Here is a 19,637-nt window from a genome sequence, read left to right on the forward strand (position 1 = left end):
TAGGCCCATGCGCATCTACCTGCCCGCCACGGCCGCCGACCTCGCCGCCGATCCCATCACCGCCCGCCGGGCTCACGCCGCGACCGCCTCCCTGGCCGCCGCCCTGCCTGATGAGGATGAGGAGGGCCTGGAGGTCTCGGCGAGCCTGTGCGCCGCCGACGCCTCCGTCCTGCTCCTGGCCGAGCCGGGCGCGAGCGGCCTGGCGGACCGCCGCGTGGTCATCGCGGCCGACGTCGACGCCGATTCGGCGCGCGAGCTCGAGCCCTCAGAGGACGTGCTTCCCGGCACGGTGGGCCTGGAGGCGGATGTCTCATGGGACGACGTCGCCGCGATCCTCATCGACGGCCCCGAGGCGGAGCCCGATGTGCGCTCCGCCCGCACGGGTGACGAGGAGGCCTTCGAGCGCGCCGCCGAGGCGGACCTCCTCTGGTACGACGTCTCCGAGCGCCCCGCCCTCGCCTCCGAGCTCGGGTTCTGATCCCGCCTCTCCCGCGTCGCCGCAGCCAGCGCGGAGGACCGAGCGGTCCCGCGCGGGCTCAGGCGCCGGTGACGGTGAGGGAGGAGGCCCCGCCTCCCAGGCGGCGCACCGTGATGCGGTCCGGGATCTGCTCGCGCAGCTCTGCCACATGCGACACGATGCCGACCGTCCGCCCACCGGCCCGCAGGCGATCGATCTGGGCCATGACGGCGCTGAGCGTGGCCGGGTCGAGCGTGCCGAAGCCCTCGTCGATGAACAGGGTGTCGAGGCTGACCCCGCCGGACTCGGCGCTCACCACATCGGCCAGCGCCAGGGCCAGCGCGAGGGAGACGTAGAAGGTCTCCCCGCCGGAGAGCGTCTTGGGGTCGCGGGCGCGCCCCTCGTCGTGCTCGTCGAGGTGATCGACGACGGCGAGCCCCAGGCCCTTGCGGTGGGCGCGGGACCCGGACTCATCGTCGACCCGGATGAGCTCGTAGCGGCCCGAGGAGATCTCGGTCAGGCGCTCATTGGCGAAGACCAGGACCTCCTCGAAGCGGCTGAGCAGCACCCAGGAGGACAGGGGCGTGGCCGCCGGGTTGTGGCCGCGCGCGAGATCGGCGACGCGCAGGAGGGCCTCGGCGCTCCCGAGCGCGGCCTCGTAGGCATCCGCCGCCGTGACGACGCCGGCCACGGCGTGCTCCACCTGGCGGTGCGCCTCCGAGGCCCGCGAGGCGGCGTCGGCCGCCTCCTGGAGGGTCCCGCTCGCAGCGGCGTGGACGTCCTGGGCAGCCGGGAGCGGATCGGCCTGGTCCTCGGGCAGCCCGGCGATCCTGGGGGCGGCCAGTTCCCGCGCGACGCGGTCGCGCTGCGCGACCGCCGCCGCGACCGCCGTTCTCAGGGAAGTGAGCTCACTCGGGGGCAGGGCGGCCGAGCGCGCCGAGGCCTCAGTCGTGAACTCCTCCGCCTCCAGCGCGGCGCGCGCCTCCTGGCGCGCCCGGCCGGCGTCCTGGAGGGCGCCGCTGGCGCGCGATACGGCGGTGGCAGTGGCGCGGGCCGATGCGGCGGCGCTGCCCAGGTCCTGGCGGCGCGCGGTGATGGACTCCCAGGGGCCGCGGGCGCTCTGGCAGGCGGCGACGTCAGCGGCGTGGGCCTCGCGCAGGGCACGCGCGCGCTCAGCGTCCTCGACCTGGCGGGCCTTCAGCCCGGTCTGCTCCTCGCGCAGCGCCTGCGCCCGCTGCCCGTGCCGCTCCAGCTTCTCGCGAAGGGACGTCTGGGAGGCGGCGCGCTCGCGGGCCCTGGCGAGCGCCGCCCGCGCGTCGGCCAGCGCGGTGGCGGCCTCCTCGGGCGTGGCCTCCTCGGCGTCCTTAAGGGCCTGCGCGTGGGCGTGCTCGGCGGCGTCGTGCTCGCGGCGCGCGTTCTCCAGGGCGTCCTCGGCCTGCCTCGCGGCGGCCTCGGCGGCCTCGATATCGGCCCGGGTGGTGGGCTCGCCGCCCTCGATGGCAGGGGAGGGGTGCTCGACGGCGCCGCAGACGGGGCAGGGCTCGCCGTCGTGGAGCTCACCGGCCAGGGCTCCCGCGGTCGACGAGATCCAGGCCGCGCGGGCGGCAGTGACCCTCCGCGCGGCCTCGCCCGCGTGCCCGGTGGCGGCGGTGAGCGCCGCCGCCCTCTCCTCGACGCGCCTGGCGAGGGCGGGGACGGACTGCGCGGCCGTGTTGCGGGCGGTGGCGGCCTTCTCTTCGGCGATGAGGCCGTCGAGGCGGGCCGCTGCCTCCTGCGCGGCCTCGAGCTGCTCGCGCAGGAGGCGCTCCTGCTCGGGCAAGGCGGTGGTCAGTTCCTCCTCGATGGCGGCGACACGCGAGCGGATCGGCTCCAGCGCGGCCTCAAGGGCCTCCGCCTCCGCGAGTTTTCCCGCCAGGCCCTCCTCGGTCCTCACGAGGGCCGACAGGGCCCCCTCCTCCTGGGCGAGGCTGGCCGCCAGCTCCTCCAGAGCGGCGGGCTCTCCGACGTTGGGCTCTCCGGCAGCGGCATCGCCCCCGGCCTCGCCGCTCGGAGCGGCCTCGGGCAGGCTTTGCCAAGCGGCCTCGGCCTGGGCGAGCAGGGGAGCGGCGGCAGCCGTCAGCTGATCGCGCAGCTGCGCCACATGGGCGGCGACGCCGTCCTCGGCTGGGGCCTCCACCAGCGCGCGCAGGGCGCTCACCGCCTCCCCGGCCGCCCGCGCGGCGCGGGCCGCGGCGTCGATGGCGGGCAGTGCCCGGGCGGCGCGCTCGGCCGCGGCAAGGCTCTCGGCGCGTGATGAGTCCTCCTCGGCCCGCGCCTCCACGGCGGCCTGCTCGGCGAGGAGCTCGGCGCGCCGCTCAAGCGCCTCGTGGGTGGTGCGCGCGGCCTCCAGCGCGTCGCGGGAGCGCTGCTCTGCCTCAGCGGCGGCCGCGCGCCGCTGGCCCGCCTCCTCGGCGCGAGCGGCAGAGGCCTCACTGATAGCCCGCGCTGCGCCGCGCATGGCGGCGGCTTCGGGCACGGAGCTATTGGCGACGAGGGGAGCGGTGGTCTCCTCGGGGAGATCGGCGGCGCCCACCTGGGGGAGCCCGGCAAGGCCGGCCCCGGCTGAGGCAAGCCTGGTGCGAGCCGCCTCGACCCGCTTGCGCTCCTGCGCGGAGTCGGCGTTGAGCTGCTCCTCGATGCGCTGGTAGAGGCCGGTGCCGAAGACATCGCGCAGGAGCTCCTGGCGGTCGGCCGAGGTGGAGCGCAGGAAGCGGGCGAACTTCCCTTGCGGGAGCACGACGGTCTGGGTGAACTGCTCGCGGCTGAGCCCCACCGCGCGGGTGATCTCCGCGCCGGCGTCCTCGGCGCGTGTGACGGGCTCGTCGAGGGCCTCACCGCCGACCTCCGACAGGCGCCAGAGCTTGATGGTGGCGCCCTGGGTGGTGGTCCCGCTGCCGCGCTTCTTGGCGCGCTCGTAGGCGGGGGTGCGCCGCACCCGGTAGATGCCGGCACTCGTGGAGAAGACGAGCTCGACGACGCTCTCCACCTCCGGGCTGGCCAGGGTGGAGCGGATGCGGTCCTTGGAGGAGTCGTCGGCGTCGGCGACGGCGCCGTAGAGCGCGAAGACGATGGCGTCGATGATGGTGGTCTTGCCCGAGCCGGTGGGGCCGGTGAGCAGGAAGCGCCCCGAGTCGCCGAAGGCGTCGAAGTCGATCCGCTCGGTGCCCGGGTAGGGGCCGATCGCGGTCATGGTGAGCGAGTGGATCCTCATCGCGCGCTCCTCCCGGTCTTGAGCGCGGCCTCGTAGGCGCCGCGCATGACGGCGAGGTCGTCGGGGCTGGGGCTGGTGCCGGTGACGTCGGCGAGGAAGCCCTCGGCCACGGTCATCGGGTCGACCGCGGAGGTGACGGCGATCCGCTCCCGCCTCGCGCGCTCGGGCGCCTCATGGCTGAAGGCGAGGAGGTCGGGGAAGCGCTCCTTGAGCCTGGCGAGGGCGCCGGGCGGGCGATCGCCGACGAGGATGGCGCGCACCCACGCGCCCGCGGCGTCGTCATGGGCGGGGGAGAGGAGTTCCTCCATGGTTCCGCGCACGGTGGCCACACGGTGCGTGACCGGTGCGGGCACGCGCTCCAGGGACTCCACTCCTTGCGCCCCCAGGCTCACGATGATCGATGATTTGGCGCCGGTCTCATCGAAGGAGAAGGCGAGCGGCGACCCGGAGTAGGCCAGGCGCGGGCCTGGCGCGCCGCCGGGAGCGGTGGGGCGGGCGAGCTCCTGGGGGCGGTGGAGGTGGCCGAGTGCCACGTAATCGATCCCGCCCGCCTCCGGCGCCGCCATCGATCCGCCGAGGTTGGCGAATACGCCCGCCGGCACGGAATCGACCCCGCCCACGCGGATATCCCGCTCGGACTCACTGGCCTGGCCGCCGACGACGAAGGCGTGAGCCATGAGCAGGCTCGGCAGGCGGGAGGAGCGTCCCGCGCGCAGGCGCGCCAGGTCCGGCGCCACGAGCCTGAGCGCGGCTGAGACGACGGCCTCATGGGAGCGCGGCAGGCGGGCGGGGGTCGCGGGAGGAGCGGCGTCGCCGGGCCCGTCGCCCAGGGCGCCGTCGTCGTCGCTCGCTGGGGCGCCCTCCTCCCGGGCCTCAGCGCCAGACTCGCCAGCGTCATCCTCCCCGACCCGCTCCCCGAGGCGCGCGGCGAGCAGTGGGGGCAGGGACTCGCGGGCGGCGTCGGGATCGAGGTAGGGCAGGGCGTGGACGATGAGGGCGTCCCGGCCGTCGGCGTCCGGCAGGACGATGCCGCGGTCCAGCCCGCTCGTGCGGGCGCGGATGAGGAGGCGCTCGCCCATGAGGTCCGCGGCGAAGCCGAGGCGCCGCGCGGAGTCGTGGTTCCCGGGGGTGAGGATGACCCGGGTCCGCTCGGTCAGGCGGCGCAGGGCGCTATCGAGGAGGGCCACCGAGTCATTCGGCGGGATGGCGCGGTCGTAGACGTCCCCGGAGATGACGACGGCGTCGATCCGCTCCTCGGCGACGAGCTCGACGAGGTGGTCGGCGAAGAAGGCATGGGCGTCGTCGAGGACGCGGCCGTGGAAGGTCCGGCCCAGATGCCAGTCCGAGGTGTGGAGGATCCGCATGCCGACACTGTCTCACAACCCACCGACATGAATCCGCCGCCCTTGATGCGAGCGGGCCGACGTCGATGGATCGACCCCGCCCGAAGAATATGTACATTTGAATATGCTCGTTGTACACTCCTTCCATGGTGACTGTGACGATCTCCGAGGCCAGGGCGACGCTCCCCACGCTCGTCGACCATGCGCGCGATGAGGCGGTTACCCTCTCCCGTCGAGGAACGGCTGCGGCGGTGCTCATCAGTCCTGACGCCTACGAGCGGATGCTCCAGGCCTTGGAGGACCAGGCGGACGCTGCGGCCTTCGACGCCGCGATGGCCGAGGAGGGCCCGAACATCCCCTGGGAAGAGGTCAAGGCCGATCTCGGCCTGGACTGACCCCGGCGCTGAGCGTTCAACTCATATGGCCTACCGCATCGAGGTCCGCCCGAGCGTCCTCAAGGCGCTGCGACGCATCAACGCCAAGGATCGCGCGCGCATCCAGGGCGCCATCGCCCTCCTGGCCGCCGACCCCAGGCCTCCTGGCGCGAAGCCCTTGAGGGGCCGACCGGCGTGGCGAGCGCGCGTGGGCGACTACCGCATCATCTACACGATCGATGACGGCGTGCTACTCGTCGTCGTCGTGACCGTGGGGCACCGCCGCGAGGTATACCGCTGAGGGATAAGGGTCAGGGGACCGTCCGGCACTCAGGCCGAACGATCCCCTGCGACGGGTCTCGGGCGATCAGGCCGCGACGACGCCCGCGGCCACGAGCGCGACGATGATCCCGCCCAGCACCACGCGGTAGACGAGGAAGCTCGTGAACTTGTTGGAGGAGACGAACTTCAGCAGCCAGGCGATGGTCGCGTAGGCGACGACGCCGGAGACGACGGTCGCGACAAGGGTCGGGCCCCAGCCGACGGTGGCGGAGATGTCGCCCGCCGCGGTGACCGCCTCAAGCGCGCCTGCGGCCAGGAGCGCCGGGATGCCGAGGAAGAAGGACAGGCGCGTGGCCGTCACGCGGTCGAAGCGCAGGAAGAGGCCAGCGGAGATCGTGGCGCCCGAGCGGGAGATGCCGGGGAAGACGGGGGCGAGGGCCTGGAAGAGGCCGATGACGAGGGCGTCCTTGATGGACACGTCCCTCATGTCCTTGTCCAGATCGGTGCGGGTGTCAGCGAGCCACATGACCGCCGACCAGATGATGAGGGCGCCCGCGATGACCCACAGGGAGCGCGCCGTGACCTCGATGAAGTCCTTGAACAGCAGGCCGATGACGGCCACCGGGATGGAGCCGAGGATGACGCCCCAGCCCAGCGTGTAGTCGGGGTCCTGGCGGGCCTTCTTGTTGGCCAGCCCCTTGCACCAGGCGGTCACGATCCGCACGATGTCGTGCCAGAAGTAGACGACGGCGGCCAGGATCGCCCCCACCTGGATGACGGCGGTGAAGGCCGTCATGCCAACGTCGTCGATCCTGTAACCCAGGAGCTTCTCGACGATGTTGAGGTGCCCTGTGGAGGACACGGGAAGGAACTCGGTGATGCCCTCGACGATGCCGAGGAGGATGGCGTGCAGCCAGTTCATGGGACTCCCATCAAGGAACGACGGCGGGGCCCGTGGCTCCGCGATGCTCACGGAAGGCTACCGGCGCGAGGCCTCCGGCGGCATCCCGCGGCCATCCTGACGAGTGTGGAACGGCCCTCACCATGGAGCGCTCCGCCGATGGGGGGCTGCGCGGTCACCAGGCTCGGGGCGCGGTGGATAGTGATGACGAATGAGTGCGGAGGTACTCCCTCAGATATGGCGCTGCGAAGTCCACGAGCCCATACCCGGCGGGTCTGATCATCCCAGCGGCGATGAGCCTGGCTCGATACACGGAGACGTAGCCACTTGTCTGCCCCATGCGAGTGGCGACATCCGCGATCCGGGACGGACCGTCGTCCTCGGCCATGCTCACAAGCATGGAGCGGTCGGTATCCGACAGGTCTTGGAGCGCTGGGGCATGAACGAGGTCTCCCAGCCGGCTCCGCGCTGCTGCGATCCCGGCGGAGACGGCGTCGGGAACGACGACCTCCTCAGGACAGCGGCGCCACACGTGGTACCCCACCAACTGGATCATGAATGGATAGCCTTCGGTGGCGAGCGCGCAGTCGTGGGCGAGTTCCTCAGAAAGGGGGCGTCCTGCAGTGGAGAAGGTGGACTGGAAAGCGCTCTGGACCTCATCCAGTGGGACCTCGCCCAAGGTGAGTCGCTCTGCGCGTCGCAGGAAGGTGGTGATCTCGTCGTTGAGGAGATCCTCTACCGCTCGCGGAAGGCCCGCCATGATGAGGCCGATCGGAGCGCGGTCGCGGATCAGATGCTGGACCTCCGCCGCAAGCGCCTGCAACTCGGCGCGTGGGATCGCGTGGATCTCGTCGACGGTGATGAGCAAGCCGGTCTCGTTCTCGGCGAGTCTTGCGGTCAGAGCGGATGCGGATGAGCGCCATGACCGTGATTCGCGAGGTGGCCGGTCGAGCGTGATGCCCCCGCCGCCAAGAGGTGTCGTGACGCTGAGCGATGTCCAGCGAGACCGCTGGGGGTTGTCGAGGGCCGCCAGACAGCCGTCGATCTGGCTCCTCAGCCGATCCATCAGGCCATCCCGCGCGGTCTCGTCTATGACGACCCAGCCTTGGGTCCGGGCAGCCTCGCCCATCTCCGTGAGCATGACCGTCTTTCCAGTACCCCGCGCGCCGGTCACCAGTGTGAGAAGTCCTGGAGCTCCGGGACCATCGTCAAGGCTCTCACGGAACTCATCGATGAGTTGATCGCGTCCGACGAGGAGAGGAGGAGTGGCTCCTGCTGTCGGCTTGAAAGGGTTGGGCATCGGCGCTCCCTTTGCGGGGTTTAGATCTTTTAGATCTTTTATAACTTCCGTGGCAGGTGATGGCAAGCGCGAGGCGGTGCTCGACTCGACGGCCCTCAGTCGGTCTCGGAGCCGAGGTGCTTCATGATCGCCTTGTGGAGGCGGCCGTTGGAGGCGACGGCGCTGCCTCCCCAGGGGCCGGGCTCGCCGTCGAGCGAGGTGAAGGTGCCGCCGGCCTCGGTGACGATGGGGACGAGGGCCGCCATGTCGTAGAGCTCCAGCTCCGGCTCGGCGGCCAGGTCCACCGCCCCGGAGGCCAGGAGCATGTAGGACCAGAAGTCGCCGTAGGCGCGCGTGCGCCAGCACGACTGCATGAGGGAGAGCATCCCGCGCAGGCGGCGCCGCTCGGCCCACCCGGACAGCGAGGAGTAGGACAGCGAGGCGTCCCCGAGCGAGGTGACGCTCGAGACCTCCAGGCGCTTGGCCGAGGACAGGGACCGACCGGTCCAGGTGCCGCCGCCGCTCACGGCCCACCAGCGCTTGCCCAGTGCTGGCGCGCTCACCAGCCCGACGACGACCTCGCCGTCCTCGACGAGCCCGATGAGCGTGGCCCACACGGGCACGCCCCGCACGAAGCTCTTCGTGCCGTCGATCGGGTCGATGACCCACTGGCGGGGGGCGTGGCCAGTGGGCGGCAACTCCTCGCCGAGCACCGAGTCGCGGCCGCGGGCGCGCGCGAGGTAGTCGCGCACGAGCTTCTCCGTGGCGCGGTCGACCTCGGTGACGGGGGTGAGGTCGGGCTTGGTCTCGACCTTGAAGTCCTGGGCCTCGAAGCGAGGGAGTGTGAGGGCGTCCGCCTGGTCCGCGATGGTGTGGGCCAGGTGCAGGTCGTCGCGCCAGCGGCGCTCGGGCGATGTGGGGGCGCTCATAGCACCACCGTAGCGCCCGAGCACCGCCTGGCCCGGCAGGCGGGTGGTGAGTCCGCACCATCGCTGGGATTCATGGCCATTCTTACGCTGGTGCCATGTCCACGGATCACCCCGCTCCTTCCGCTCCGTCCCCGCGATCGGCCTCGTCGTCGACGGCGGACCCCGCTGTGGCCTCAGGGCCTGCGGCATCTGGGGAAGGAGGGGGCCAGCCGCGCGGCCGCCGGCTGAGCAGGCGCTCCCTCCTGCTCGCCCTGGGAGGGGGCGCCGTCGTGGCGGGACTGGGCGCTGACCGCCGACTCTTCAACCGCCCAGGCGCGCGTGCGCTCGATCGGCAGTGACCTCGATCCCCTGGCACTCAACTCCTCCGGGGAGCGCCTCATGATCGTGGATGTCCTCGTCCACGACGAGACGCTCTTCGCCCTCCTCGGGTGGTACGCGCCGTCCCCCGAGTCTGAGGAGCCTGGAACGGGCGTGCTGGATTGCCGTCTGGAACTGGTGCGCATGAACCTGGCCGACGGAGAGATCGCGGGATCCCTCGCGCTGGCGGACAAAGCCGTGGTGGTGGCCAGGGTCCCCGGCCTGGGCGGGAGCCTCACCCGGATGAGTGACGGCGCGATCCTCGTGACCAGCACTGTGGGGCAGCCGCGCTTCGCCCTCGCCGTCGTGGTGGACCCCGATTCCATGACCGCCCGACTCGACGCGACAAGCGTCGTCGATGCCCCTGAGGGTTCCTACACCCTGGATCACCTCGGGGAGGGGGTGCTCCGCCGCACCATCTGGGACGAGCGCAATCAGCCCACCTCCCGGATCCTTGTGGATATGCGCTCGGGCGAGCGCATCGAGGCCGAGCAGGGCTGGACACCGGCACGGGTCCTCGGCGACTGGCTGTACTCCTACGAGGACGGGAAGCTCGATGACGCCTCCGCTCCCTGGAGAGCCGTCAACCTGCGCTCGCATGACGCGGTACAGGTCGATCACGCGCTCCCGGCGCGCTGCCTCATGAACGGGGCGCGGTTGGAGAACGGGATCGTCATTATCGAGGAGACTCCGGGCGGGAGGAAGAAGGGCTCCCACGTCGTGCTGGGGGAGGCCCACTCGCCAGGAGCCACTGCTGGGGTGACCATCGCGCCTGGCGACGACCTCGGCTACGAGGCATTGGTCGAGCACGGCGGGCTCCTGTGGCCCCGGTCGGTGGGGGATGACGCCTCGGGCGCAGGCGAGCTCGTGTGCTGGGATCCCGCGGACGGGGCCGAGGCCGGGCGGATCGCCGTCGTGGGCGGCGTCGGCCTCGCGGGCCTGAGCGCCTGGGGATATTGGACGACAACCGCCTTCGTCCCCGCGACGGCATGGGGTGAGGGCATCGAGGAGTGGAAGAACGCTGTCGCGTGACCCTCCTCCCGCCGCGCTATGGGGACGGTTCGGGGGAGAGGGCGTCGCGAGGGCCGGACGCGCCGTCGGGAAGCGTCGCGGGGCAAGGCTCTGGGTCGGCGAGTCGGGGTGGGCCTGCTCACCTATATAACGGCGGGGTCTCATCCGGGGTGGCTGCCCGATAGGCTCGAACCAGGACGACCCGGCCTCTGGTCCTGCCCGGGTTCATGGACAACTGAAGGAGCAGTCGTGAACACCCTGGTTCTCGTCTTCCACCCTGATATGACCTCCTCCGTGGTCAATCGCGCCCTCGCCGCCGAGGCGGAGGGCGTGAAGGGTGTGACCGTGCGCCGGATGTACGACCTCTATCCCACCGGCGTCATCAACGTCGCGGCGGAGCAGGCCGCCATGGACGGCGCGGACCGCATCGTCATCCAGTTCCCCCTCCACTGGTTCTCCGCCCCGCCGCTGGTCCAGCAGTGGCTCGACGACGTCCTCACCTTCGGGTGGGCGCACGGGCCCGACGGCGTCGCCCTGCTCGGCAAGGAGCTCATGATCGCCGCCACGGCAGGCGCCGCCGAGTACGGTCGCCAGCGCATGGTCGGCTACTCGCTCACCGAGCTCCTGCGCCCCTTCCAGGCCTCGGCCGCCACCTGCTCCATGACCTACCTCGTGCCCTTCATCGTCATGGGCTGCCTCGGCATCATGGAGACCGACCTCATGGCGCGCTGCGCCGAGTACCGCACTGTTCTGACCTCGACGAACCGCCCCATCCTCGGCCGCCTCGAATAGGTGGCGGCCAAGGAAGGGGCGTCTCAGCGAGGGCGGAGGGGCGGCCGGGCGGCTCAGGCCGAGCGCGGCGTGATCTCGACGGCGGCCTCGCGCGGGCCCGCGGCGAGCATGGGCGGCAGGTACGGGCTCCCCGCGTACTTGGCCTCGTAGGCCGCTGAGATGGCGTCGGCGAGGGACGGGTCGGCCGGGGCGAAGTCGACGTCGTGGGTGGCGCCCGCCGCGTCGATGCGCCCCGCCTTCTGGGTGATGGCCGCCTGGTACCAGCGGCCGCGCGTCCCGTTCCAGGCGCGCACGAACAGTCGGCCGTCCACGACCACCGACCAGATCCACGTGGGCGTGCCCAGCGTGACGCCGTCGGCGCGGTAGGGGTAGATGTGCAGGTCGTCAGATGCGGCGATCGCGGCGATCGTCGCGGAATCCCATGTGCTCATGCCCCCACGCTAGGGGCGCGCCGCCCGCGCGACCAGGCCCTGGCAGGGCCAGGCTGGGCAGGCGATCACTGGCGCGCCGGAAACGCGGCGCCGCCGCCCCATGTGGGGACGACGGGCGCCGTCGGGAAGCAGCGGCAGTGGGCTCAGATCTCCAGGAGGACCTTGATCTCGCGGCGCTCGTCCATGGCCTTGTAGGCCTCGGCGGCCTCGTCGAGCGGGACGCGCTTGGTGAAGACCCGGCCGGGGTGGATCTCGCCGGCGTCGATCCGCTTGATGAGGTCGGGCAGGAAGCGGCGCACGGGGGCGGGGCCGCCCTCGAGGTGGACCTCGCGGAAGAACAGGTTGAGGCCGTCGATCGTCTGGTCGTGCGAGACGCCGACGAAGCCGATGTAGCCGCCGGGACGGCACGAGGCCAGCGCCTGGTCCATGGACAGTTGGGAGCCGACGGCCTCGCACACGCCGTGCGCGCCGTAGCCATTCGTCAGCTCCTTGACCTTCGCCGCGCCCTCCTCGCCGCGCTCGGCGATGACGACGTCGGCCCCGAAGTCGCGTGCCAGCGCCGCGCGGTCCTCATGACGGGAGAAGGCGATGACCCGCTCGGCGCCCAGCGCCTTGGCGGCCAGCACCGCGGACAGCCCCACGGCGCCGTCGCCCACGACGGCGATCGTCTTGCCCGGGCCGGCGTTCGCGGCGACGGCCGCGTACCAGCCCGTGCCCAGCACATCGGAGGCGGCGAGGTAGTCGGCGAGGCGCTCGGGGTCGGTCGGCTCGCCTCCGGGGACCTTCACCAGGGAGCCGTCCGCCAGCTCGATGCGCATGTACTCGGCCTGGCTGCCGGTGTAGTGGCCGGCGTTGGCGCAGCGCGAGGGGTAGCCGGCCTGGCAGATCTCGCAGGTGCCGTCGGAGAGCATGAAGGAGCCGATGACGAAGTCGCCGACCTCGAGGGTTGTCACCTCCGCGCCCTTCTCGACGATCGTTCCCACATACTCGTGGCCCATGTACTGGTGGTCGACGGGCTGCGCGCCCCGGTAGGGCCACAGGTCGGAGCCGCACACGCAGGCGGCGGCGAGCTTGAGGACGACGTCGCCGGGTCCCTGGACGCGCGGGGTCTCGATGGTCTCCACCGTGACGTCGCCGGGCGCGTTCATGACGACGGCGCGCATCGTGACGGGAATGGTGGGGGACGTCGGTGCTGTGGTGCTCATGGCGGTGCCTCTCTGATAAGAATCCGTCGATGCGTCACAGCCTACGGAGGAGGAGGCGCCCGCAGCCAGGCCCTCCCAGTGCCAGGCGGGCCAGTCGGGAGGGGCTCAGGGCCGGCGGGGGAGGGGCAGGACCATGGGCGTGCCTGTGAGCGGATCGTCCACCACCCGCACGGGCAGGCCGAACACCTCCTCCACGACTTCCTCCGTGATGACCTCCGACGGCGCCCCATGGGCCAGGATCCGCCCCGAGCGCATGGCGATCACGCGGTCCGCGTAGCGGCACGCCTGGTTGAGGTCGTGCAGCACGGCGACGATCGTCGTGCCGAGGGACTCATTGAGCTCGCGGCACAGCTCGAGGACATCCACCTGGTGGGCCAGATCGAGGAAGGTCGTGGGCTCGTCCAGGAGCAGGATGTCCGTGCGCTGGGCCAGTGCCATCGCGATCCACACCCGCTGGCGCTGGCCCCCGGACAGCGAGGAGACCCGGCGGCCCGCCAGGCCCGTCACGTCGGTGCGATCCATGGCCTCGCTGACGGCCTCGTCGTCCTCGGGCGACCACTGGTGGAGCACCGACTGATGGGGGTAGCGCCCTCGCGCCACGAGCTCATGGACCGTGATGCCCTCCGGGGCGATCGACGACTGGGCGAGCAGCCCCACGCGCCGCGCGAAGGCCTTGGGGCGCATCTGGGCGACGGGCGTGCCATCGAGGACGACGGCGCCGGCGTCGGGTGAGAGGACCCGGCTGAGCGCCCGCAGGAGAGTGGACTTGCCGCAGGCGTTGGGGCCGACGATCATCGTCACCTCACCAGGGGTGATGTCCACCGAGAGGTCTTCGATGACCGGGTTCTGAGGGTTGTAGGAGAGGGTGACCCCCTTGGCTGCCAGGTGAGGCGCGCCCGGGGAGGCGCTGGGGGCGCCCTCCTGCGAGGCGAGCGCCGCGCCGTCGCCGGGCGCCCCCAGCTTGACAGGCGGCCGGCGACGGCGCGTGCCCCGCCTCACTTGACCGTCGTCGAGACGGTGGTCAGGACGAAGCGGGCGGCCGTGGGCCCGGCGTTGAGGTAGAAGGGATCGTCCTCGACCTGGACGGCCTGGCTGGCGGTGACGGCCCCGAGCGTGGGCCACAGGGCCGCGGAGGTCAGGGAGGAGGCGTCGCCCTGGACCCCGTAGAGGATCCAGGAGGCGTCGGCCTGGTCGAGCTGCTCGGCGGAGATGTCGTGGGAGGTGTCATCGTTGAACTCCTGGGTGCCCGGCCGGGCCACGCCCATGTCCGCCAGGACGGAGCCGGCGAAGGAGATCGTCCCGAAGATCCTCGTGCGGTCACCGTTCTTGCGCAGCAGGGAGACAGTGGTGGCGTCGTCGATCGCCTCGCCCGCCTTGGCGGCGTCGGTGTGGAAGAGGTCCAGCCAGGTGCGGGCGGCGTCGGCCTTGCCCAGGGCGTCGGCCAGGAGGAGGAAGTCCTGCTTCCAGTACTGGCCCGTGCCCTGCGTGACGACGGTGGGCGCGATGTTGGACAGCGTGGCGTACAGGGCCGCCGGATCCTTGCCGGTGTTGTTGACGAGGATGAGGTCCGGGGCGAGGTTCGAGATCGCCTCCACGTTCGGCTCCTTGCGCGAGCCGACCTCGGTGATGGCTCCCAGGGCGCTGGCCTGCTCCGGGAAGGCCTTGGTCAGGTAGTCGGGGACGGCTGCCGCCCCATCTCCGGCGGCGGCGCCCACCGGGACGATGCCGAGGGTGAGCGCGGCGTCGAGCTGGCCGGTGGAGATGATGACGACCTTGGCGGGGGCCGCCTGGATCGTCGTCGAGCCCTGGAAGTGGGCGACCGTCCGGGGGAAGACGCCGTCGGCCTGACCTGATCCCATCCCCTCGGGGATCGTGGTGGGGATGGATGAGGTAGGCGCGCTCGAGGCGCCCGGGGTGCCGGAGGCGCTGGCGGAGGCGCTGCTCGAGGCGGAGGCGCCGCTGTTACTGGACGATGCGCGCGCCTCCTGCTCCTGGCCACCGCGGGAGCACTGATCCTCGCCCTCCTCGTGGTGCTGAGCCTCGCCATCGGCTCGCGCCAGCTGGGCCTGGCTGAGACGGTTCGGGGCCTGCTCGCCCACGACCGCAGCGTTCCTTCCATCATCGTGTGGCAACTGCGCATGCCGCGCACGCTCCTGGCTATAGGCGCCGGTGCCGGGCTCGCCGTGGCGGGCGTCGTCATGCAGGCGCTCACCCGCAACCCGCTCGCCGAGCCGGGCATCCTGGGCGTCAACGCGGGGGCGGCCCTCGCCGTCGTCCTGTCGATCTCCCTGCTGGGACTCACCGATGTCACGGGCTACTTGTGGTTCGCCTTCGCCGGGGCCGCGGCGGCTGCCGGGCTCGTCCACCTCATGGCGGGCCGCTCCGGGCGGGCGGGCCCGACGCGCCTCATCCTCGCCGGCGTCGCCCTGGGCGCCTCGCTCGGCGCCATCACCGGGACCATCACCATGCGCAACACCAAAGTCTTCGACTCCTACCGCTTCTGGGTGGTGGGCTCCCTGGAGGGGCGCGGCGCCGAGGTCCTGGCCTGGGTCGCGCCCTTCCTCGTGGCCGGCCTCGTCCTGGCGATCGCCTCCGGCCACGCCCTCAACGCGCTGGCCCTGGGGGAGGAGCAGGCCGCCGCGCTCGGGGCCCGCATCGGCGCGGTCCGCGCGCTGGCGCTGGTCTCCATCACCCTCCTGTGCGGGGCGACGACGGCGGCCATCGGCCCGATCTCCTTCGTGGGCCTCGTCGTCCCCCATGTCCTGCGCCTCCTCCTCGGGGCCGACCAGTGCCGCATCCTGGCCGCCTCGCTCGTCGCCGGGCCCGCGCTGCTCCTGCTCGCCGACGTCGTCGGGAGGCGGCTCATCTGGCCCGACGAGCTGGAGGCGGGCGTGGTCACCGCCTTCCTCGGCGGCCCCGTCCTCCTGGCCCTCGTGCTCGCCCGGCCGAAGGGGCGCGCGTGAGGGCGCGGCCGGGAGAAGGCGGCGCCGTTCGTTCAGGGGCGCTCCTCGGCGCGCCGAGCGTGGAGATCGTCGTCCCGCTGCGGCGGGGCCGCTCACTCCTCCTCCACCGGCGGGCCCTGGCGACCGCAGCCCTCCTTCTCCTCGCGGCGCTGGCCGTGAGCCTCGGATCCCTCCTGACCGGCGCCTACCGCCTCTCCGCCGCCGACGCCCTCGCCGTCCTCGCCGGTTCCGGCAGCGACCTGGACAGGTTCATCGTGCTCGACCAGCGCCTGCCCCGCGCCCTCGCCGCCCTGCTCGTCGGGGCGATGCTCGCGCTGTCCGGCGCGGTCTTCCAATCCCTATCCCGCAACCCCCTGGGCAGCCCGGATATCGTCGGTTTCACGAGAGGCGCCACCACCGGTGGCCTGGTGGTCATCCTCCTGGCCTCGGCCTCATCCCTGTCCATGATCGCGCTGGGCACGATCCTGGGAGGCTTCGCCACCGCCGCGCTCGTGGTGCTCGTGGCCCTGCGGCGCGGCGCGAGCGGCGACGCGCTCATCCTCGCCGGCATCGCCCTGTCGCAGATGCTCGCCGCGGGCGACGACTACCTCCTCACCCCCGCCACCATCGAGAGCGCCGAGACAGCCAAGGCCTGGCAGTTCGGCTCCCTCAACGCGATCACCTGGGCGCAGGTGCGCCCGCTCATGGTCGCCGCGCTCCTCCTCCTGCCGCTCATCGCGTGGCTCGGCCGTCCCGCCGGGATCCTCGAGCTCGGCGACGACGCCGCCAACTCCCTGGGGCTGGGCGCGGCGCGGGCGCGCGGGACCCTCCTTGGCTACGGGGTGGTGCTGGCCGCTGTGTGCGTGGCGGTGAGCGGCCCCATTGCCTTCCTGGCGCTCGCAGCGCCCCAGTTGGCGCGCCGGGCCTCCCGCTCCGCGGGGATCGCCTTGGCGGCCTCGGCGGCGATGGGCGCCCTCCTCCTCGCTCTGGCGGATTTCCTCGCGGCCAGGCTCCTCTCCCCGTTCCAGATCCCGGTGGGCCTGGTGAGCGCGGCCTGCGGGGGCCTGTACCTCCTGTGGTTCGTGGGCCTGCGCCGGCAGGAGCAGTGATGTGGCCAGGTTTGAGGATTCCTTTTCCTGACATGATGTTACATCGTGTGTTGGTGCAGGTCAGAGAGGTGCGATGGTGTGGGCAGGCTCGTCCGGAGCTCCGGATCGCCCGAGCAATCCTCAAACCTGGCCACGTCGGTTGGGCTGAGCGTCAGGCGCGCGGGACGACGCGGACCTCGACGGCCTTGATGACAGCGATGAGCTCGCGGCCGGGCGCGATGCCCAACTGAGCGACGGCGCCCGCGGTCACTGAGGCGGTCAGGCGGTGCTCGCCCGCCTCCAGACCCACTGTGACCAAAGCGCCCGAGCGCTCCATCGAGCGCACGACGACGGGCAGCGCGTTGCGCGGAGAGCCCGAGGGCGCCTCCTCGTAGAGCGCGACGGCGTCGGGCGGGACGAGCGCGGCTACGGGCGCGCCCTCCCGAATGGCCTGGCCCGGGCGCCCATGGATGACCAGCCCGCCCTCCAGGATCACGCGTGGCTCCTCCTCACTGCCCGCGGCGCTGCCCATGAGGATCGAGGTGCCGGTCAGGCGCGCCGTGAAGTCGCTCGCCGGGGCGGACAGGACCCGCGCCGCCTCTCCGCTCTCGACGACCCGCCCGGCCTCCAGGACGACGACGTCGTCCGCCAGGGAGGCGATGTCGAGCACGTCGTGGGTGACGAGGAGGACCGTCAGCCCCTCCTCAGCGGATCTGCGCGCCACGAGGTCCCGCATCTCCTGGCGCGCGCCCACGTCGAGGGCGGCCATCGGCTCGTCGAGGATGAGCACGCGGGGCGAGGTCGCCAGGGCTCGAGCCAGGGCCACCCGCGCGGCCTGGCCGCCGGAGAGCTCGGCGCCCGACCGGCCGGCGAGATGCTCCGCCCCCACCGCCGCCAGCTCCGCCCAGGCGCGCTCCCGCGCCTCCCGGCGCCCCTGCCCCTGGCAGCGCGGCCCGAACGCGACGTTCTCCAGCACCGACATATGGGTGAACACCCCCGGGACCTGGGAGAGCAGGGCGACGTCGCGGCGCCCAGCGGGCACGAAGTCCTCGGCCCCATCGAGCACGCGCTCGCCGAGACGGACCTCGCCGCCCGTGGCGTCGAGGAGCCCCGCCGCCACGAGGCAGGCCGTGGACTTGCCCGAGCCATTGGGCCCGATGAGAGCCAGCGCGCGCCCCGCCCCGATCTCCAAGGAGACCGACACGTCGCGCTCCGCCGAGGTGAACGAGAGCGCGAGCGGCAAGGGCCTTCTGGGCGCGTGCGTTGTATTGCCGGGCTGTGCGGGGTGGGGGGCCCACCCCGCTGCGGACCACCGCCGCACCAGCGTCCCCCACGGCACCGTCGTCGCCCCCACGATGAGGAAGGAGGCGGCGATGAGGACGACGGCGAGGGCGAGCGCGGTGGCCGTGTCCTCCTCACGCTGGAGGTAGATGGCCAGCGGCATCGTGCGCGTGACCCCCTCCTTGGAGCCCGCGAAGGCGATCGTCGCGCCGAACTCGCCCAGGGCCCGCCCCAGTGCCAGTGCTGTTCCGCGCGCAAGCGCGGGGCCGACCATCGGCAGGGTGATGCGGGCCAGCAGTCGCCAGGGCCCGGCGCCGAGCGTGCGGGCGATCGTCTCTGCTCGCGTGTCGCGCGAGCGCAGCGCCGCCTCGAGTGTGACGACGAGGAACGGCATGGCGACGAAGACCTGCGCGATGACCACCGCCGTCGTCGAGAAGGCGATGCGCAGCCCCCAGGCGTCCAGGACGCCGCCCAGCACACCCTTCTTGCCGAGCGTCGACAGCAGTGCGATACCCGCCACCACCGGCGGCATCGTCATCGGCAGGACCGCGAGGACCCGCGCCACCCGCACGCCCCGCCACTGCCTCGACAGCAGCAGCGCCAGCGGCACCCCGAGTGCCACGCAGACCGCCGTCGAGGCGAGGCTCGTCCGCAGCGAGAGTCCCAGAGCCGCCCGCGCCGAGGACGAGGACAGCAGCTCCGGCAGCCGCCCCCAGGCGACCCTCGTCCCCATGCCCGCCAGGGGCAGGATGATGAGCGCCGCCCCGGCCAGCCCGAGCACCACCACCGCGAGCGGCAGCGGGGCCCGGGCGGCCCGGGAGCGGCGCGGCAGCGGCCAGCGGGCCGCCCGGGCGCCCGTCACTTGGTGGGAGCGCCGAAGCCGTACTTGGCGAGGATCGCCTGGCCCTCGCTGCCACGCACGAAGTCGACGAAGGCCTGCGCGGCCGCTGTGTTGGAGGCCGAGGAGGTCACCGCCAGCGGGTAGTGGTTGACGACGCCTCCGTCGGGGATCGTGATCTCATCGGACTTGTCGCCCGAGGTCGCGGCGTCGGTCTTGTAGACGATGCCGGCCTCGGCCTCGCCCGACTCGACCTTGGTACGCACGTCGGTCACCTTCTGCTCCTCGGAGGCCGGGCTCAGGGTGATGCCCAGGGCCTCCTCGAGCTTGTTCGTGGCGTTGCCGCAGGGGACGGCGTCGGCGCAGATGACGAGGTCCTTGCCGTCCAGCGAGGAGTCCAGGCCGGTGATGCCGCCGGGGTTGCCCGGCGGGACGATGAGGGTGAGCTGGTTGGTGGCGAACTCGGAGGGCTCTGCCACGAGGGACTGCTCGGTGGCGGAGGTCATCGACTTCTCATCGGCGGTGGCCAGGACGTCGGCCGCCGCGCCGTTGGCGAGGTTCGAGACGAGGTCCTGGGAGCCCTGGAAGTCGTAGGTGATCGTCAGGTCGGGGTTCTTCTTGGTGAACTCGGTCTTGATCTCCTCGAAGGCCTCCTTGAGGGAGGCGGCGGCGAAGACGGTGAGCTGGCCGGACACCGGCGCGCTGGCCCCAGCAGAGGCCTCCATCGCCGCGTCCGAGGCGGTGGCTGTGGCAGAGGCGGTGGATGATGAGGAGCCGCCACCGCACGCGACGAGCGCGGCAGCGGAGGCGAGGGCGAGTACGGGCAGGGCTGCGCGGTGCATGGTGCGCATGGCGTTCCTTTCGAGGAGAGTGCGTT

The 19,637-nt window shown here is 72.3% G+C and carries 18 protein-coding genes; 7 read left to right on the plus strand and 11 right to left on the minus strand.

The genetic code is table 11. The features are described 5' to 3' along the window. The first annotated feature begins 7 nt into the window (after nucleotides 1–7). Entirely contained in the window at nucleotides 8–478 is a 471-nt protein-coding gene (locus A1QA_RS0111740; RefSeq protein WP_017179102.1) for a DUF6912 family protein, read from the plus strand. 58 nt (nucleotides 479–536) lie between these two features. Here the strand turns inward: A1QA_RS0111740 and A1QA_RS0111745 are convergent, their stop codons facing one another. Together A1QA_RS0111745 and A1QA_RS0111750 are read right to left on the minus strand one after the other, a co-directional pair. Continuing rightward, the gene (locus tag A1QA_RS0111745; protein ID WP_017179103.1) at nucleotides 537–3,707 is read right to left on the minus strand and encodes an AAA family ATPase; all 3,171 of its coding nucleotides are present in this window, start codon (nucleotides 3,705–3,707) and stop codon (nucleotides 537–539) included. Continuing rightward, nucleotides 3,704–5,071 carry an exonuclease SbcCD subunit D gene (locus A1QA_RS0111750; protein ID WP_017179104.1) on the minus strand — a complete coding sequence of 456 codons (1,368 nt, stop codon included), beginning with the start codon at nucleotides 5,069–5,071 and terminating at the stop codon, nucleotides 3,704–3,706. The genes A1QA_RS0111745 and A1QA_RS0111750 overlap by 4 nt, the downstream gene beginning before the upstream one ends. A gap of 125 nt (nucleotides 5,072–5,196) precedes the next feature. On the opposite strand from A1QA_RS0111750, the gene A1QA_RS0111755 reads away from it, so the two are divergent. Together A1QA_RS0111755 and A1QA_RS0111760 are read left to right on the plus strand one after the other, a co-directional pair. Beyond that, nucleotides 5,197–5,445, plus strand: a complete 249-nt coding sequence (locus A1QA_RS0111755; RefSeq protein ID WP_017179105.1) for a type II toxin-antitoxin system Phd/YefM family antitoxin — start codon at nucleotides 5,197–5,199, stop codon at nucleotides 5,443–5,445. Nucleotides 5,446–5,470: 25 nt separating this feature from the next. After that, nucleotides 5,471–5,725, plus strand: coding sequence for a type II toxin-antitoxin system RelE family toxin (locus A1QA_RS0111760; RefSeq protein ID WP_017179106.1), 255 nt, complete (start codon nucleotides 5,471–5,473; stop codon nucleotides 5,723–5,725). Nucleotides 5,726–5,791: 66 nt separating this feature from the next. Here A1QA_RS0111760 and A1QA_RS0111765 read toward each other — a convergent pair whose 3' ends face one another. The 3 genes from A1QA_RS0111765 to hisN all read right to left on the minus strand — a co-directional run bounded on the left by A1QA_RS0111765 (nucleotide 5,792) and on the right by hisN (nucleotide 8,815). Continuing rightward, the gene (locus tag A1QA_RS0111765) at nucleotides 5,792–6,628 is read right to left on the minus strand and encodes an undecaprenyl-diphosphate phosphatase (protein ID WP_017179107.1); all 837 of its coding nucleotides are present in this window, start codon (nucleotides 6,626–6,628) and stop codon (nucleotides 5,792–5,794) included. A 154-nt stretch (nucleotides 6,629–6,782) separates the two neighbouring features. Beyond that, the gene (locus A1QA_RS0111770) at nucleotides 6,783–7,907 is read right to left on the minus strand and encodes an ATP-binding protein (protein ID WP_026048905.1); all 1,125 of its coding nucleotides are present in this window, start codon (nucleotides 7,905–7,907) and stop codon (nucleotides 6,783–6,785) included. 95 nt (nucleotides 7,908–8,002) lie between these two features. Next, nucleotides 8,003–8,815, minus strand: coding sequence for a histidinol-phosphatase (gene hisN, locus A1QA_RS0111775; protein WP_017179109.1), 813 nt, complete (start codon nucleotides 8,813–8,815; stop codon nucleotides 8,003–8,005). Between the two features lie 318 nt (nucleotides 8,816–9,133). Here hisN and A1QA_RS0111780 point away from each other — a divergent pair, with 318 nt between their 5' ends. Together A1QA_RS0111780 and A1QA_RS0111785 are read left to right on the plus strand one after the other, a co-directional pair. Next, a complete protein-coding gene (locus A1QA_RS0111780) occupies nucleotides 9,134–10,204 on the plus strand; it encodes a hypothetical protein (protein WP_017179110.1) in 1,071 nt (356 codons plus the stop codon). A gap of 228 nt (nucleotides 10,205–10,432) precedes the next feature. After that, nucleotides 10,433–10,975, plus strand: a complete 543-nt coding sequence (locus A1QA_RS0111785; protein WP_017179111.1) for an NAD(P)H-dependent oxidoreductase — start codon at nucleotides 10,433–10,435, stop codon at nucleotides 10,973–10,975. Nucleotides 10,976–11,028: 53 nt separating this feature from the next. Here A1QA_RS0111785 and A1QA_RS0111790 read toward each other — a convergent pair whose 3' ends face one another. The 4 genes from A1QA_RS0111790 to A1QA_RS16590 form a co-directional block, all read right to left on the minus strand. After that, nucleotides 11,029–11,406 (minus strand): DUF2255 family protein, encoded by a 378-nt coding sequence (locus A1QA_RS0111790; protein ID WP_017179112.1) that lies wholly within the window; start codon nucleotides 11,404–11,406, stop codon nucleotides 11,029–11,031. 143 nt (nucleotides 11,407–11,549) lie between these two features. Further along, entirely contained in the window at nucleotides 11,550–12,611 is a 1,062-nt protein-coding gene (locus tag A1QA_RS0111795; RefSeq protein ID WP_017179113.1) for a zinc-binding dehydrogenase, read from the minus strand. A 105-nt stretch (nucleotides 12,612–12,716) separates the two neighbouring features. After that, nucleotides 12,717–13,610 carry an ABC transporter ATP-binding protein gene (locus tag A1QA_RS0111800; RefSeq protein WP_017179114.1) on the minus strand — a complete coding sequence of 298 codons (894 nt, stop codon included), beginning with the start codon at nucleotides 13,608–13,610 and terminating at the stop codon, nucleotides 12,717–12,719. Next, nucleotides 13,607–14,470 (minus strand): ABC transporter substrate-binding protein, encoded by an 864-nt coding sequence (locus tag A1QA_RS16590; protein ID WP_017179115.1) that lies wholly within the window; start codon nucleotides 14,468–14,470, stop codon nucleotides 13,607–13,609. Before A1QA_RS16590 ends, A1QA_RS0111800 begins: the two co-directional genes overlap by 4 nt. Nucleotides 14,471–14,596: 126 nt before the next feature. Between A1QA_RS16590 and A1QA_RS16595 the strand changes: the two genes are divergently transcribed. Next, the gene (locus A1QA_RS16595; RefSeq protein ID WP_051000653.1) at nucleotides 14,597–15,574 is read left to right on the plus strand and encodes a FecCD family ABC transporter permease; all 978 of its coding nucleotides are present in this window, start codon (nucleotides 14,597–14,599) and stop codon (nucleotides 15,572–15,574) included. 59 nt (nucleotides 15,575–15,633) lie between these two features. Beyond that, nucleotides 15,634–16,662: a FecCD family ABC transporter permease gene (locus A1QA_RS0111815; protein WP_017179118.1), complete on the plus strand. Its 1,029-nt coding sequence runs from the start codon at nucleotides 15,634–15,636 to the stop codon at nucleotides 16,660–16,662. Nucleotides 16,663–16,813: 151 nt separating this feature from the next. On the opposite strand, the gene A1QA_RS0111820 is transcribed toward A1QA_RS0111815, so the two are convergent. Beyond that, entirely contained in the window at nucleotides 16,814–18,784 is a 1,971-nt protein-coding gene (locus A1QA_RS0111820) for an ATP-binding cassette domain-containing protein (protein ID WP_017179119.1), read from the minus strand. Beyond that, the gene (gene modA / locus A1QA_RS0111825; protein ID WP_017179120.1) at nucleotides 18,781–19,611 is read right to left on the minus strand and encodes a molybdate ABC transporter substrate-binding protein; all 831 of its coding nucleotides are present in this window, start codon (nucleotides 19,609–19,611) and stop codon (nucleotides 18,781–18,783) included. Before modA ends, A1QA_RS0111820 begins: the two co-directional genes overlap by 4 nt. Between the last annotated feature and the right edge of the window lie 26 nt (nucleotides 19,612–19,637).

Origin of the sequence: Actinomyces timonensis DSM 23838 (assembly GCF_000295095.1) — a bacterium.
In the GTDB taxonomy this organism is placed as follows: Bacteria; Actinomycetota; Actinomycetes; order Actinomycetales; family Actinomycetaceae; genus Actinomyces; species Actinomyces timonensis.

Excerpts from the sequence above, each read along its gene's own strand:
- A1QA_RS0111740 (WP_017179102.1), top strand. The coding sequence starts at position 8 with ATGCGCATCTACCTGCCCGCCACGGCCGCCGACCTCGCCGCCGATCCC.
- A1QA_RS0111745 (WP_017179103.1), bottom strand. The coding sequence starts at position 3,707 with ATGAGGATCCACTCGCTCACCATGACCGCGATCGGCCCCTACCCGGGC.
- A1QA_RS0111750 (WP_017179104.1), bottom strand. The coding sequence starts at position 5,071 with ATGCGGATCCTCCACACCTCGGACTGGCATCTGGGCCGGACCTTCCAC.
- A1QA_RS0111755 (WP_017179105.1), top strand. The coding sequence starts at position 5,197 with ATGGTGACTGTGACGATCTCCGAGGCCAGGGCGACGCTCCCCACGCTC.
- A1QA_RS0111760 (WP_017179106.1), top strand. The coding sequence starts at position 5,471 with ATGGCCTACCGCATCGAGGTCCGCCCGAGCGTCCTCAAGGCGCTGCGA.
- A1QA_RS0111765 (WP_017179107.1), bottom strand. The coding sequence starts at position 6,628 with ATGAACTGGCTGCACGCCATCCTCCTCGGCATCGTCGAGGGCATCACC.
- A1QA_RS0111770 (WP_026048905.1), bottom strand. The coding sequence starts at position 7,907 with ATGCCCAACCCTTTCAAGCCGACAGCAGGAGCCACTCCTCCTCTCCTC.
- hisN (WP_017179109.1), bottom strand. The coding sequence starts at position 8,815 with ATGAGCGCCCCCACATCGCCCGAGCGCCGCTGGCGCGACGACCTGCAC.
- A1QA_RS0111790 (WP_017179112.1), bottom strand. The coding sequence starts at position 11,406 with ATGAGCACATGGGATTCCGCGACGATCGCCGCGATCGCCGCATCTGAC.
- A1QA_RS0111795 (WP_017179113.1), bottom strand. The coding sequence starts at position 12,611 with ATGAGCACCACAGCACCGACGTCCCCCACCATTCCCGTCACGATGCGC.
- A1QA_RS16590 (WP_017179115.1), bottom strand. The coding sequence starts at position 14,470 with ATGGGATCAGGTCAGGCCGACGGCGTCTTCCCCCGGACGGTCGCCCAC.
- modA (WP_017179120.1), bottom strand. The coding sequence starts at position 19,611 with ATGCGCACCATGCACCGCGCAGCCCTGCCCGTACTCGCCCTCGCCTCC.